Annotated in this window: 9 protein-coding genes; 6 read left to right on the forward strand and 3 right to left on the reverse strand. The window is 65.5% G+C overall.

The genetic code is table 11. From position 1 onward, the window contains the following. Window positions 1-109 precede the first annotated feature (109 nt). From LB310_RS05545 to LB310_RS05555, 3 genes are all read left to right on the forward strand, one after another. The gene (locus LB310_RS05545) at window positions 110-1,570 is read left to right on the forward strand and encodes a LuxR family transcriptional regulator (protein ID WP_278805891.1); all 1,461 of its coding nucleotides are present in this window, start codon (window positions 110-112) and stop codon (window positions 1,568-1,570) included. Next, complete coding sequence (locus LB310_RS05550) at window positions 1,567-2,085, forward strand: metallophosphoesterase family protein (protein WP_278805889.1); 519 nt, start codon at window positions 1,567-1,569, stop codon at window positions 2,083-2,085. Before LB310_RS05545 ends, LB310_RS05550 begins: the two co-directional genes overlap by 4 nt. A 1,119-nt stretch (window positions 2,086-3,204) precedes the next feature. After that, on the forward strand, window positions 3,205-4,515 hold the full coding sequence (locus LB310_RS05555; RefSeq protein WP_278805886.1) for a hypothetical protein: 1,311 nt from the start codon (window positions 3,205-3,207) through the stop codon (window positions 4,513-4,515). 118 nt (window positions 4,516-4,633) lie between these two features. On the opposite strand, the gene LB310_RS05560 is transcribed toward LB310_RS05555, so the two are convergent. Both LB310_RS05560 and ngr read right to left on the reverse strand, forming a co-directional pair. Next, window positions 4,634-5,206, reverse strand: coding sequence for a carbonic anhydrase (locus LB310_RS05560; protein ID WP_278805877.1), 573 nt, complete (start codon window positions 5,204-5,206; stop codon window positions 4,634-4,636). A 323-nt stretch (window positions 5,207-5,529) separates the two neighbouring features. Then, window positions 5,530-6,138: a nigerythrin gene (ngr, locus tag LB310_RS05565; RefSeq protein ID WP_096227378.1), complete on the reverse strand. Its 609-nt coding sequence runs from the start codon at window positions 6,136-6,138 to the stop codon at window positions 5,530-5,532. A gap of 640 nt (window positions 6,139-6,778) precedes the next feature. Here ngr and LB310_RS05570 point away from each other — a divergent pair. The 3 genes from LB310_RS05570 to LB310_RS05580 all read left to right on the forward strand — a co-directional run bounded on the left by LB310_RS05570 (window position 6,779) and on the right by LB310_RS05580 (window position 11,664). Beyond that, the gene (locus tag LB310_RS05570) at window positions 6,779-8,269 is read left to right on the forward strand and encodes an aminopeptidase (protein WP_278805876.1); all 1,491 of its coding nucleotides are present in this window, start codon (window positions 6,779-6,781) and stop codon (window positions 8,267-8,269) included. Between the two features lie 167 nt (window positions 8,270-8,436). Further along, window positions 8,437-9,828, forward strand: coding sequence for a sodium-dependent transporter (locus LB310_RS05575; RefSeq protein WP_087190188.1), 1,392 nt, complete (start codon window positions 8,437-8,439; stop codon window positions 9,826-9,828). Between the two features lie 315 nt (window positions 9,829-10,143). Further along, the gene (locus LB310_RS05580) at window positions 10,144-11,664 is read left to right on the forward strand and encodes an IMP dehydrogenase (RefSeq protein WP_087190187.1); all 1,521 of its coding nucleotides are present in this window, start codon (window positions 10,144-10,146) and stop codon (window positions 11,662-11,664) included. Between the two features lie 141 nt (window positions 11,665-11,805). Here LB310_RS05580 and LB310_RS05585 read toward each other — a convergent pair whose 3' ends face one another. Next, on the reverse strand, window positions 11,806-12,732 hold the full coding sequence (locus LB310_RS05585) for a LysR family transcriptional regulator (RefSeq protein WP_278805875.1): 927 nt from the start codon (window positions 12,730-12,732) through the stop codon (window positions 11,806-11,808). Window positions 12,733-13,173: the final 441 nt, after the last annotated feature.

Here is a 13,173-nt window from a genome sequence, read left to right on the forward strand (position 1 = left end):
TCCCTCCCTTCGGCGACGCCCCGCTACTCCTCCGGGGCGTCGCCGTCTGCTGTGCCTTGCCGGCAGCTGCGCACCTGTTGGGGAAGCCGTGCATGCTACAATGGCGGGCATGACCGCTTCCCCGGAACAACCCCCCTCCCTGTTCGCCGCGCCGTTCTGGCGGGTGTGTGCGGCGCTTCTGTGCGTGCTGCTCACCACGTCGCTCATGAATGTGGTGGTGTTCCCGCGCTTTGACGCGGTGTTCACCTACGCTCGCGACGTGTCCGTGCTGGCCAATGCCGCTACGCTCATTGCGGTGGGCCTTGTGGCCACGTTCAGGCCGCCGCTTCTGCGCATGCGAGCGCTCACGGCGGGTTGCCTCGTGCTGCTTGCGGTGGGCTCGGCACTGCTGCCGGCAGGGCTGTACGCCGGCAGCGCGGTGGCGCTTACCGCCGCAGCTTGCGCGCTGTCCATCGGGCGTGGATGGGCCATCGTGATGGTGGGTGCGGCAGCCTCGCGCTTGGAGGTGCGCCAGGCGGGAGCTTGCATTGCGTTGGCGTTCGTCGCGGAATACGCGGTGACGGCCCTGGTGTGGGTGATTCCGGCGGGGGCGGGCACGGTGCTGTTCGCGCTGCTGCCCTTCGCCACGGTGGCCCTGGTGTGGCGCTTGGCGCAGCCCGTGCTTCAAGCTACGGAGCGTGGCGAGGCGCCGGCCGATTTCTCCGTCACCCAGCCCTCCACGTTCCTGCCGCTGGCCAGCCAATTGTTCGTGTGCCTGTTCCTGTTCCGCGTGGCGTTCGGCTACTCGTTGCGCTTCGGCGAGGTGGGCGGCGTGCCGGTATCCGACTTCCTGGGTATCGTTCCCGTGGCGACGGTGGCGCTGTATGTGCTGTTGTCGCACCGAACGTTTCCGGCTGACCTGCTGGCGCAGGTTTCTGTGCTGCTGGTGGTGGCTGGGTTCCTGGTGGTGTCGGCCGGCGGCGCATACGCGGCTGTGGGAAGCGTGACGCTGCTCGCGGCCGGCAACGCGCTGTTCGACATGGTGGCGTGGCTCGTGCTCATTGCCGTGGCGGGGCGCAACCCGCGTGCGGCCGTGGCCACGTTCGCCTGGGGCCGCGGTGTGTCCGGGCTGGGTTCCACCGCGGGCGCGGCGTTGGGCGTGTGGTCGAACGACCTGTTCGGCGCAGGGTCTCCGGCGGTCGATTTCGTCACGGGCACGCTGATCCTCGTGTTCGTGGGCTATGCGCTCATCGGGCTCAAGCACTTCAGCTTCGCCGAGACTATCGCGGGCGTCACGCCGGTGGACCAGGCGGTTGCGAAGTCGCCCGAGCAGGAGTTCGCGGAGCGTTGCCGCACGCTGGCCGAGCGCTATGGCTTGAGCCCGCGCGAGCTGGAGGTGTTCATGATGCTGGCGCGCGGGCGCGACCGCGCCTACATCCAAGAACAGCTGGTCGTGTCGCGCAACACCGTGAAGGCCCACGTCAAGCACGTGTACGCCAAGCTGGATATCCACACGCACCAGGATTTGATCGACCTGGTGGAGGAGGAGCGCGCCGAAAGCGGGCGCGCGTCGGAAAGGAGTGCGCTATGACCGTCATCGGCGTCATCTCGGATACGCACGGGCAGCTGTCGGAGGCGGCGTATGCGGCCTTGGCCGACAGCGACCACATCATCCACGCGGGCGATATCGGCGGGCCGGCCATCCTCCACGAGCTGGAAACGCTGGCGCCCGTGACGGCGGTGCTGGGGAACAACGACTTCGACGAGTACGGGCAGGCGGTCAGCCGTTTCGCGCATCCCGTCATCGACGGCGTGAGGTTCCTGGTGGCCCACTACCCGCGCGACGTGAAGATAAACTTCGCGGGCTCGGGGGCGCTCGCGCCGGGCGATCCCATTCCGCAGGTGTGCGTCCACGGGCATACGCACGTGCCCGAGATCGTCACCGGCCCCGAGGCACGGCCGGCCACGTACGTCGTGTGCCCCGGAGCCGCGTTCCGCCCGCGCGGCGGTTTTCCCCGCTGCATCGCCAAGATCGACGTGGCCGACGGCCGCGTGAACAGCGTGCGTGTGGAAGCGCTAACGGGCGAGGTGCTGCTGGAGGCGTGAGGCGCTGGCGTATTCGGGCGCATTCTGCTTGCCGGATGGGCCCGCTGGGAGGTAGCGCGGCCGCAGGCTCGGCGGTTTCGGCTTCGAAGGCTATCGGGATGCATAGAAGGGCTTCGCAGACGGAAAAGCGGGGCTTCTAGCACGGCAGGCGAGGTTCTGTGCGTGGCCAGGGCGAGACGGGAGGCGTTCCGCCCGTATCGGAATGCCCTTCCGCTTCGCCGCTGTCCTTGCATCCGGTATCGGGTTGGCCTGCAGGGGGACCTTCGGTTCCGCGCTGCATGCAGGCTGAAAGAAATGCGCGACGCTCTGTCGCATGCCATTAACGGCGGAAGATGGCCAAGGGAAATCCTGCCGTGATGCGAAAACGGCTGGCTCCTGCCAAAAAAGAGCCGGTTTGGCAATCGTAGAGAGCGACAGGCTCCGGATCATGGGGAAGCTGAAGGGGCTGCGCAAACGTTTCCCCAGTTGGCGATTCGTCCGGATAATCATATTAAGACAGTATGGATTGCCAAACCGCCTTCTTTTTGACCATTCGAGCGCGCGGCGGGTACTTGGGCCGCAGGGGACGGGTATGTCCCCTGCGGCGGGAAATTCGCTACAAAGCTGGAACCGGCTTGGAGCCGATCTGAACTTGGTTTGGTTCTGATCTGGGCCCGGCTTGGAACTGGTTTGGGTCTGACCTGGGCCTAGCTCGGACCCGGCTTGGATCCGACCTGGAACCGACTTTGACCTGGCTTGGATCCGACCTGGAGCTTGCCGGATTGGTCTTCTGCGGCGAGGCGTCCCGATCGCTCCTCCCACGCTAAGTTTTGCGGGATCCTACGTCCATCATAGCAGGTTAACGCGGCGAGGCAGGTAGAGCGGGAAGCATCGCGCAGGACCGAGAAAACTCTTCGAAGGGGGCAAAGCGGTGCACGAAAGGAACCGTACGGTGCAAGGGGTTCCCGATGGGGCTTTTCGGAGAGCGCAGCTCGCCTTTATGCGAAAAAGAGAGCTTGGCGGCTATACTAGGGAAAAGAAGGGCTCTCGGAAAGCAAACGCCGTGAAGGCTGGGCGAGGGCACCGCACGAACGGGTGGTCCGCGAACGGGCTGCGGACGCGGAGAAGAAAGGTGGCGGCATGGCAGAAGAGTACGGCACGATAGCGCGCGCGGTTGCCTGCATCATAGATGCGGACTACGCGGGGCAGCCCGAATGCGCCCCGCGCGGTGACGCGCGGTCGTGGCTGGCCGCGCTTGCGGAGGCCGAGGCGGCGGGCGCGCTCGACGACGAGCTGTTCGTGCAAGGCGTGAGGCGCTACTTGGCAGGGTTCCAGGACCCCGGCTTGGCATTCGAGGCGTCTGCAAAGGCTGATTTTCGATCGACGACGTGCGGTTTCTCGGTGCGTCGCCATGGCGATGCGCTCTGCGTGACCGAGGTGAGCGAAGACAACCGCCTCGCGCCCGGCGACGCCGTGGTCCTGCTGGACGGCCGGACGCCGGACGAGCACTTGGCAAGCCTGCCGGGCAACCCCGTGAACGGCGACGATCCCGAGCGCCAGCTCTGGGACGAGGAAGTCGCGCGGTGCATGCGCGTGCTGGTGCGCCATGCCGACGGCGCTAAGGAGGACCTGCCGGTGGAGCGCTTCCCGCGCCCTGGTCTCGCGGCGAGTCTGCGGCCTCCGACCATCGAGCTGCATGAGGGCGCAGGACCGCGCGGCGACGAGCGCGCGGTCGTCATCGCCGCTCACCATTTCGTGGATGCGTCGGTGCTGCAGGCGATGCAGCTCCGCTTCGACGACATCCAGCGCGCCGACCGGGTGATCGTGGACATCCGCGATGCGGCGGAGGGCATGATCGGCAACGCGTTCGGCCTGATGGCGCTTTTCTTCGACCGAGAGGTCAACCTGAGGGACCTCATGGGCCAGCAGATCGTCTACACGCGCTACACCGAGCGCAACGCGCGGCTGCGCGCACGTCAGCTCACGCGCCTGCTGGAAATGAGCGACGAGGCGGGGAGGGCCTGGGTGCAGGCCGAGATCGACCACGTGGCCGCCTGCGCAGGCCAAGGCTTCGTGAAGGAAGCGGAGCTCGAGGAGGACATGCTGTTCCCGCCGGCCCCCGCGGGGCAGAAGACGCTGCTGCTCACCGACGTGCGCACGAGCGGCCCCGCCGAGCGGCTGGCGGCTATCGCGCGTCGCGCCGCCGCACAGGGCTGCGGCAAGGTGCGCTCCGTGGGCCGTGCGACGCGGGGCAGCCTGGACTACGCGAACCTCGTGGTCGCGCCGCTCGACGAGAGGTTCACGCTCGTGTATCCCATAGCCAAGACGGAGGCCGCCCACGAGGGCCGCGGCCTGCGGGGCCGGGGTCTCGCGCCCGACGTATACGTGCCGTTCGCGTCCGAGGAATGCACGCGCGACCTGGTGCTGGAGAGGGCGCTCGTAGAACCATAGGCCGAAGGGTGCGGGAAACGTGAAGAGCGCGCGGGCTGCAAATGAGCGCGTGATGCTGGGGTGCGGCAAGGCGAGTGGGAAGGCGCACGAGCGGCTCCGGCCCTCCCCCTTGCGTCTGCTACGCCACAGGCACCAGCTCGCCGGTGACGGAGTCCATCACGAAGCCGGCTACGCGCACGTGGGGTGGCATGACGGGATGGTTGCGGATGAGGTCGACGCTCTTGCGCACGGACTCCTCGGTATCGCCGAAGCCGGCGAGCCAGCGGTCGAAGTCGATGCCGCAGTGGCGCGCGAACTCGATGCGCTGCTCTGACACGCCCAAGCGGCGCATGCTGTCGATCATGGCCGCCCCGCTCATATGCTGTGCCCCGCAGTTCGTGTGCGCCACGACCATGATATCCTCTACGCCCAGCTCGCACACGGCGATCAGCAGCGAGCGCATGACGCTGCCGAAGGGGTGCGCCACCTCGGCGCCGGCCACCTTGATGATCTTCGCATCGCCGTTCTTCAGCCCGAGCGCCGCCGCCAGAAGCTCGGTGAGCCGCGTGTCCATGCACGAGACCACGGCCAACTTCTTGTCGGGGTACTTGTTGGTCGCATAGCGCGCGAACTCGCCGCCTTCCACGAACGTCCGGTTGTGCGCGAGCACGCTGTCGATGGTCCCGCTCCCGGTTCCGTCCTCCTGGCCCATGATGCCGCCTTCCCTCCGTTTTTTCGGTCGCCTCCATGGTAGCCCATTTGCCGTGCGGCAAAAGAAGAACAGATGTTTCACGTGAAACATCTGGAAAGGAGGAGACGGTGCACGGCCGAAAAGGTGCTTGCGACTTCGGGGATGCGACCTCGCGATCGAGACGATGGTGCGGAGGGGCCATTGTACGGGCAAGTTGCTCCCAGTAGGTACGAGGCTTAGCAGCGCTCGCAACTCCGCGCATACGAGAGCGACCGCCGGGGTGGCGGTCGCTCTCGGGGAAAATGTGCGCTCGGCGGGAAGGCGAGCGCGGTTGCTCGCGCGGCTTAGAACGCGGTGAACGTGGCCTTCGGGCAGAAGCAGATGGGGCACTTCTCGAAATCCTCGCCCTTGTGGATGTAGCCGCAGATGGGGCAGAGGTAGAACGCGTCATCGTCAGCGGCGTCGAGGTCGTTGTACGCGGCCAGGTAGCGCTCGGCATGCACGGACTCGGCCAGCTTGGCGCGGGTGAACACCTGGACGGCCTTCGCATTGCCCTCTTCCTGGGCCTTCTTGATGAACGCCGGGTACATGTCGGACGTCTCGTAGATCTCGCCGCAGGCGCCGGAGATGAGGTTCAGGTCCGTGGCCTCGCCAGAGCAGTCGGGGGCGGCGGGCTTCTCAAAGTCGGGCTCGACCTCGCTCACGAGGGCGTACTCGAGGCCGATGTGGATCTGCTCGGCGGCCGACGTGGCCTCGAACAGGCGAGCGATCTGGTCGTAGCCCTGCTCCTTGGCGGCCTTGGCGAAGGCGGCGTACTTGGCGGAGGCGCCGGTCTCGCCACCGATGGCGGCCTTCAGGTTGTCGAGCGTGGTGCCGACGGCGGTTTCGCTGCCGGTGGCGATGCTGAAGTTGTTGCAGTTGTCAGCGGTGGGAATCTGGGCGCGTACCTTCATAGGTGCATTCTCCTTCTCGTCTGTTCGTGCTCTCATTGTTTCTCTTAATGAGAATCAATCTCAATAAGCATCATACCGCGGACGAGAATCCGATGCAAGAGGATAATCGAATTCGCCCGCGCCTCCTTGGAACATTCACAGTTTGACCCTGAGGAAGAGCGCGGGCAGGGTGGCAAGAGGAGGTGCGGAAAGGTGAGCGCGAGAGGACGGGCGTGGTGAGAGCGGGCGAAAGGAAGCAGGTGCGGAAGGGTGGCGCGAGGAGGGAGCGCGAGGAGAAACGGGCGCGGGCTTAGGTTGCTCCGAGGAGGCGCCCTGCGACTCCTTGCCTTCTTTCGGCACAATGATGACAGCTTTTATACCGGTAGCCCGTTGGAAACGGTTCTGTGGCACGTGATGGGATATAAACGTTAGGTGTTTTCCCTGTTCGTAGAGAACAGGTTTGATGGTCAGGCGATTGGCATGTCAAAAACCGGTGAAAACTGTGTTTGAAACGCCATATGGCGCAGCTCGGTACGCCTCGGGAACAGACGGCGCCTTTCCTCTGCAAAGAAACGATGGCAATCAGCATTTCGGCGGTGCATTTGGCGGATAATAGGCGCGATCGAAGAAAACCGGCGCACCCGATGCGAAAGGAATCAGCATGGAACACGACGTGGCGTGGAAGAAGTACGACGAGGCCGACCTCGAGGCGCTCGAGCAGCTGGCGGCCGAGTACATCGACTTCATCTCGGACAACAAGACGGAGCGCGAGTGCGCCGCCGCCGCCATCGCGCTGGCCGAGGAGCGCGGCTACCGCCCGCTCGACGAGGCGGTACGCGAGGGCCGCGCGCTGCGAGCCGGCGACAAAGTGTGGGCGCAGGCGCATGGCAAGGCGCTCATCTTGGCGCACCTGGGCTCGGTGCCGCTTGCGGAGGGCTTCAACATCCTGGGCGCGCACATCGACTCGCCGCGCTTGGATCTCAAGCAGAACCCGTTCTCGGAGAGCAACGGCCTAGCGCACCTCGACACACACTATTACGGCGGCATCAAAAACTACCAGTGGGTCACGCTGCCGCTGGCGCTGCACGGCGTGATTGCCAAGACCGACGGCACCGTGGTCGAGGTGAACGTGGGCGAGGACGCGGGCGACCCCGTGTTCTGCGTGACCGACCTGCTCATCCACCTGGCGGGCAAGCAGATGGGCAAGAAGGCGAGCGAGGTCGTGGAAGGCGAGGACCTGGACATCTTGATAGGGAACCGCCCGCTGGTCATCGAGAAGGACGAGGCTGACGGCGCGGATGACGGAGATGCCGCCGCGGGCGCCGACCCCGCTGCCACTGAGGCCGACGCTGCCGACAGGCCGGTGTACGAGAAGCTGGCCGAGAAAGAGCCGGTGAAGGCGTTCGCGCTCAAGCTGCTGGCCGAGAAGTACGGCATTGCGGAAGAGGACTTCCTGTCGGCCGAGATCGAGGCCGTGCCGTCCGGGCGCGCCCGCGATCTCGGGTTCGACCGCAGCATGGTCATCGGCTACGGGCAGGACGACCGCGTGTGCGCTTACACGTCGCTCGCAGCGCAGCTTGCGCTAGCCGACGCTGCCCTGGAGAAGACGGGCATGTGCGTGTTGGTGGACAAGGAGGAGATTGGCAGCGTGGGCGCCACCGGCATGGCGTCGCAGTTCTTCGAGAACACCGTTGCCGAAATCATGGAGCTGGCGGGCGAGGGCGGCCCGCTGCCGCTGCGCCGCGCGCTGGCGGCGTCGAGCATGCTGTCGTCCGACGTGTCCGCGGGCTTCGACCCCGCTTACGCCGCCGCGTTCGAGGCGAAGAACAGCGCGTATCTAGGCCGCGGCCTCGTGTTCAACAAGTACACGGGTTCGCGCGGCAAGAGCGGTTCCAACGACGCGAGCGCCGAGTACGTGGCGCGCATCCGCCGCGTCATGGGCGATGCGGGCGTGTCGTTCCAGACCGCCGAGCTGGGCAAGGTCGACGTGGGCGGCGGCGGGACCATCGCCTACATCCCTGCCAAGTACGGCATGGACGTCATCGACTCGGGCGTGCCCGTCCTGTCGATGCACGCCCCCTGGGAGGTCACGAGCAAAGCCGACATCTACGAGGCGTTCAAAGGCTACGAGGCGTTCCTGAAGAACGCGTAGGTTCGTTTGACGGCTTGGCATGTGAGCGGATGCCCGCATGCCAAGCCGTTTGCTGTGTCCTCGGCTCGCGCGTTGGCCTGACAGGCGTTTTCCGCTACACTTTCCCGGTTGCATTCGCGCGCTTGGCGAGGTGGAACCGCCGGGCGCTTTTCGATAAGCGAGGATTCATGGTTCGAGAAAAATTCGGCTCGCGTTTGGGGTTCATCCTGATCAGCGCGGGTTGTGCAATCGGGTTGGGCAACGTGTGGCGCTTCCCCTATATCGCCGGCGAGTACGGCGGGGCGGCGTTTGTGCTCATGTACCTGCTGTTCTTGGTGGTGTTCGCGCTGCCTATTCTGGTGATGGAGTTCGCGGTGGGGCGCGCCAGCCAGAAGGGCATCGCGCGCAGCTTCGACGAGTTGGAGCCGGCGGGCACGAAGTGGCGCCGTTTCAAGTGGCCGGCGCTCGCGGGCAACTACCTGCTCATGATGTTCTACACCACGGTGGCCGGCTGGATGATCGCGTTCATGCTGTTCAGCGGCGCGGGTACGTTCGAAGGCCTCGATGCGGGCGGCGTGGCGGGCGTATTCGACGGCATGCTGGCGAACCCGTGGCTCATGGCGGCGTTCATGCTGGCCGTGGTGCTGATCGGCGTGCTGGTGACGCGCGCCGGCCTGCGCAACGGCGTGGAGCGCATCACGAAGGTGATGATGATCGCGCTGTTTGCCGTGCTCTCGGTGCTCGTGGTGCGGGCGGTCACGCTGCCGGGCGCGCAGGAGGGCCTCGCGTTCTACCTCATGCCCGATTTCGGCAAGCTGTTCGCGGGAGGCTGGGGAACGTTCGCCGACGCCGTGTTCGCGGCCATGGGGCAGGCGTTCTTCACCGTGTCGGTGGGCGTGGGCTCCATGTCCATCTTCGGCAGCTATATCGACAAGCGCTACCGCCTCACGGGCGAGGCGCTGCGCATCGCGGGGCTCGACACGCTCGTGGCGTTCATGGCCGGCCTCATCATCTTCCCCGCGTGCTTCGCGTTCGGCGTGGAGCCGGGAAGCGGCCCGGGCCTCGTGTTCATCACGCTGCCGAGCGTGTTCTCGCAGATGCCGTTCGGGCAGTTGTGGGGAACGCTGTTCTTCCTGTTTATGAGCTTTGCGGCGCTCTCCACGGTCATCGCGGTGTTCGAGAACATCATGAGCTTCAGCATGGACGAGTGGGGCTGGTCGCGCAACAAGGCGTGCCTGGTGAACGGCGTGGCGCTGGCGCTGCTGTCGCTGCCGTGCGTGCTAGGGTTCAACGTGTGGGCGGGCGTGGAGGTGCCGGGCATCGGCAACATCCAGGCCATCGAGGACTTCCTCATGTCGAACAACGTGCTGCCGTTGGGCGCGCTCGTGTTCCTGCTGTTCTGCACCACGCGCCGCGGCTGGGGCTGGGACGCGTTTGTGCGCGAGGCCGACACGGGCGAAGGCGCGCGCTTCCCCCGCTGGGCGCGCGGCTATGTGCGCTTCGCGCTGCCGGCGCTCATCCTGGCCGTGTTCGTGGCGGGGTACGTGCCCATCGTGCAGGTGTGGCTGGGGATGGGGTAGAAGCTTTGCCGTACCTGCTTGCGCGCCAAGAGCTGGCCGATCGCGTGAGGGCCTATGCGGACAGCGGGGAGCTCGCAACGCGATGAGTGTCGCCCTGTGGGCCCTTGTCCTCTCGCTGCGGTTCGTCCTGCACGAATATTTCTTCACATTCGGCGCTCTTGCCCTCGGTTGCCGTTCGACCGTGGCTATAATAGCGGGTAACACCTAAGCAACGGATGCTTGACGGGGTGTCGGCGGTATGTGCCGCGCGGCGCCGATCGCATCCGCGCCGCAACCCGCCCGCGCAGACCGCGCCGACCGCAGATGGAGGAGTTCATGGCCTACTATTTCGATGAGCCGTCCCGCACGTTCAACGAGTACCTGCTGGTACCCGGTTACTCGTCGGCAAAATGCATCCCGCAGGATGTGAGCCTGAAGACGCCGCTCGTGAAGTACCGCCGTGGCGAGGAACCGGCCATCTCGCTGAACATCCCCATGGTGTCCGCCATCATGCAGGCCGTGTCCGACGACGGCATGGCCATCGCGCTGGCCACCGAGGGCGGCCTGTCGTTCATCTACGGCTCGCAGAGCATCGAGGACCAGGCGGCCATGGTCGCGCGCGTGAAGGACTACAAGGCCGGCTTCGTGACGAGCGATGCGAACCTCTCGCCCGAGATGACGCTCGCCGACGTGGTGGCCCTCAAGGACAAGCACGGCCACTCCACCATGCCCGTGACCGAGGACGGCACGGCGCACGGCAAGCTGGTGGGCGTGGTGACGGACCGCGACTACCGCCTGTCGCGCATGTCCATGGACGAGAAGGTGGCCAGCTTCATGACGCCGCGCGAGAACATGATCGTGGCGCCCATGGACACCAGCCTGAAGGTTGCCAACGACATCATCTGGGACAACAAGCTGAACTCGCTGCCCGTGGTGGACGACGAGGACCACTTGATGTACCTGGTGTTCCGCAAGGACTACGACTCCCATAAGTCCAACCCCAACGAGATGCTGGACGCGCATAAGCGCTACCAGGTGGGTGCGGGCATCAACACGCGCGACTACGCCGAGCGCGTGCCGGCGCTGGTGGAGGCCGGTGCCGACGTGCTGTGCATCGACTCCTCGGAGGGCTACTCCGACTGGCAGAAGTTCACGCTGGAGTGGATTCGCGAGCATTACGGCGACTCCGTGAAGGTGGGCGCGGGCAACGTGGTGGACGCCGAGGGCTTCCGCTTCCTGGCCGACGCGGGCGCCGACTTCATCAAGATCGGCATCGGCGGCGGCTCCATCTGCATCACGCGCGAGCAGAAGGGCATCGGCCGCGGCCAGGCCACGGCCACCATCGAGGTGGCGAAGGCCCGCGACGAGTACTTCGAGGAGACGGGCGTCTACATCCCCATCTGCTCCGACGGCGGCATCGTGTACGACCATCACCTGACGCTGGCCCTGGCCATGGGCGCCGACTTCGTCATGCTGGGCCGCTACTTCGCCCGCTTCGACGAGAGCCCCACGAACAAGGTGAACATCAACGGCTCCTACATGAAGGAGTACTGGGGCGAAGGCTCCGCGCGTGCCCGCAACTGGCAGCGCTATGACCTGGGCGGCGACAAGAAGGGCATGTCGTTCGAGGAGGGCGTGGACTCGTACGTGCCCTACGCCGGCACGCTCAAGGACAACGTGGACCTCACGCTGTCCAAGGTGAAGTCCACCATGTGCAACTGCGGCGCGCTGACTATTCCCGAGCTGCAGCAGAAGGCGAAGCTCACCGTGGTGTCGTCTACGTCCATCGTCGAGGGCGGCGCCCACGACGTGGTGCTCAAGGACAAGACGCCCTATGTGAGCAGCTCTATCCACTAGGCGAGACCTTCCCCCCCCCCTCCGGGAAGTTCTGCACAACAGCGTGTGGCCCGCCGGCCTCGGTTCCCGACCGAACACGGCGGGCCACACGCGCTTTATGGGCTTTTTCAGCTGTGCAGACCGGAGGAGCGTCGTGCTTCACTACGCAGGGCGAGCCTCCACGCTCGGGTTCGCCTTGATGATGGCGTGCAGCTCGTCGATGTAGCGCAGCAGCAGGGGGCTGGGGCGGCGCTCGTTGTGCATGATGTAGCCCACCTGCATGCGCTCGTCCACGTCGAGGGGGATGCTGGCGATGCCCGACTGCATTTCGCTCGACAGCACGCCCGTGGACAGCGTATAGCCGTTGTGGCTGGTCAGTAGGTTCGTGAGCGTGCCGCGGTCCGAGATGCGGATGTTGCGCTCATGGGGCAGGTACGAGAGCGGCTCTTCCGAGTAGTAGAACGAGTTTGCCGTACCCTGCTCGAACGAGTAGCGCGGGTAGGGTTCCAGATCCTCGGGTGCCAGCAGCCGTGAGCCCGCCAGCGGATGGTGCTCGCCCACGAACACGTGCACGCGCGCATCGAACAGGGGCGCGTAGGCTACGTCGGCATCGTCGAACGCTTTCTGCAGCACGCGCCGGTTGAAACCGTCGGTGTAGAGTACGCCCACCTCGCTGCGGAACGTGCGCACGTCGTCGATGATCTCGCCGGTGCTGCTCTCGCGCAGGATGAATTCGTAATCGTCTCCCTCGCACTGCTCCACCACGTTCACGAACGCCTGCACGCTGAACGCGTAGTGCTGCGTGGACACGGCCAGCCGCAGGTGCTTGTCCGTGCCGGTGGCATAGCGCCGCTCCAGCATGTCGGCCTGCTCGATGACCTGGCGCGCGTAGCCCAGAAGCTCGGTGCCGTCGTTGGTCAGCGTCACACCGCGGTTGCTGCGCGTGAACACGGTGATGCCCAGCTCTTGCTCCAGCTCCTTGATGGCGGTGGACAGGTTCGACTGCGAGGCGTAGAGGTTTTGGGCGGCGGCGTTGATGGAGCCGTACTCGGCAATGGCGATGAGGTAGCGAAGCTGCTGAAGGGTCATGGTGGGCTTTCCTTCCTTGTGACTCCGGCGTCTTGGGGGAAGATGCCCAGTCGCTCGGCAGTCCTGGCTCGCACAAACCGTCCACTACGGGAGATCGACAAGCGCTCTCCCGTGCGCCCGCTCGGGCGCGAAAGACGGTGTGTCAACAGTCCACTGGACTGTTGACCATGCGGAACTCGCTTGGTGGGCATCTTCCCTCAAGACGCCTTCAACTTGAAGGAATGCTGCAGTAGCGAGGTATCAGCAGCTTGCGCTGGGGGTGAGAGGGTCAACCTGCGAGAGTCTTTTTATTCTAGCTTGTTATCTGATGAAGCGGTAGCGGGATTGAGGTTTTTTACGGTAACTTAGGGGGAGCTCACGTGAAGTGGGCGCTTATGCCGTACGGTTTCACTGGCTGTGAGTGCGCGAGATATGCGGCGCGCGGCTTGGCGATCGGCCTGG

The sequence above is a fragment of the Gordonibacter sp. RACS_AR49 genome (assembly GCF_030418435.1).
GTDB classification, from domain to species: domain Bacteria; phylum Actinomycetota; class Coriobacteriia; order Coriobacteriales; family Eggerthellaceae; genus Gordonibacter; species Gordonibacter urolithinfaciens.

Coding starts and splice junctions, on each gene's coding strand:
- LB310_RS05545 (WP_278805891.1), top strand. CDS start 110: ATGACCGCTTCCCCGGAACAACCCCCCTCCCTGTTCGCCGCGCCGTTC.
- LB310_RS05550 (WP_278805889.1), top strand. CDS start 1,567: ATGACCGTCATCGGCGTCATCTCGGATACGCACGGGCAGCTGTCGGAG.
- LB310_RS05555 (WP_278805886.1), top strand. CDS start 3,205: ATGGCAGAAGAGTACGGCACGATAGCGCGCGCGGTTGCCTGCATCATA.
- LB310_RS05560 (WP_278805877.1), bottom strand. CDS start 5,206: ATGGGCCAGGAGGACGGAACCGGGAGCGGGACCATCGACAGCGTGCTC.
- ngr (WP_096227378.1), bottom strand. CDS start 6,138: ATGAAGGTACGCGCCCAGATTCCCACCGCTGACAACTGCAACAACTTC.
- LB310_RS05570 (WP_278805876.1), top strand. CDS start 6,779: ATGGAACACGACGTGGCGTGGAAGAAGTACGACGAGGCCGACCTCGAG.
- LB310_RS05575 (WP_087190188.1), top strand. CDS start 8,437: ATGGTTCGAGAAAAATTCGGCTCGCGTTTGGGGTTCATCCTGATCAGC.
- LB310_RS05580 (WP_087190187.1), top strand. CDS start 10,144: ATGGCCTACTATTTCGATGAGCCGTCCCGCACGTTCAACGAGTACCTG.
- LB310_RS05585 (WP_278805875.1), bottom strand. CDS start 12,732: ATGACCCTTCAGCAGCTTCGCTACCTCATCGCCATTGCCGAGTACGGC.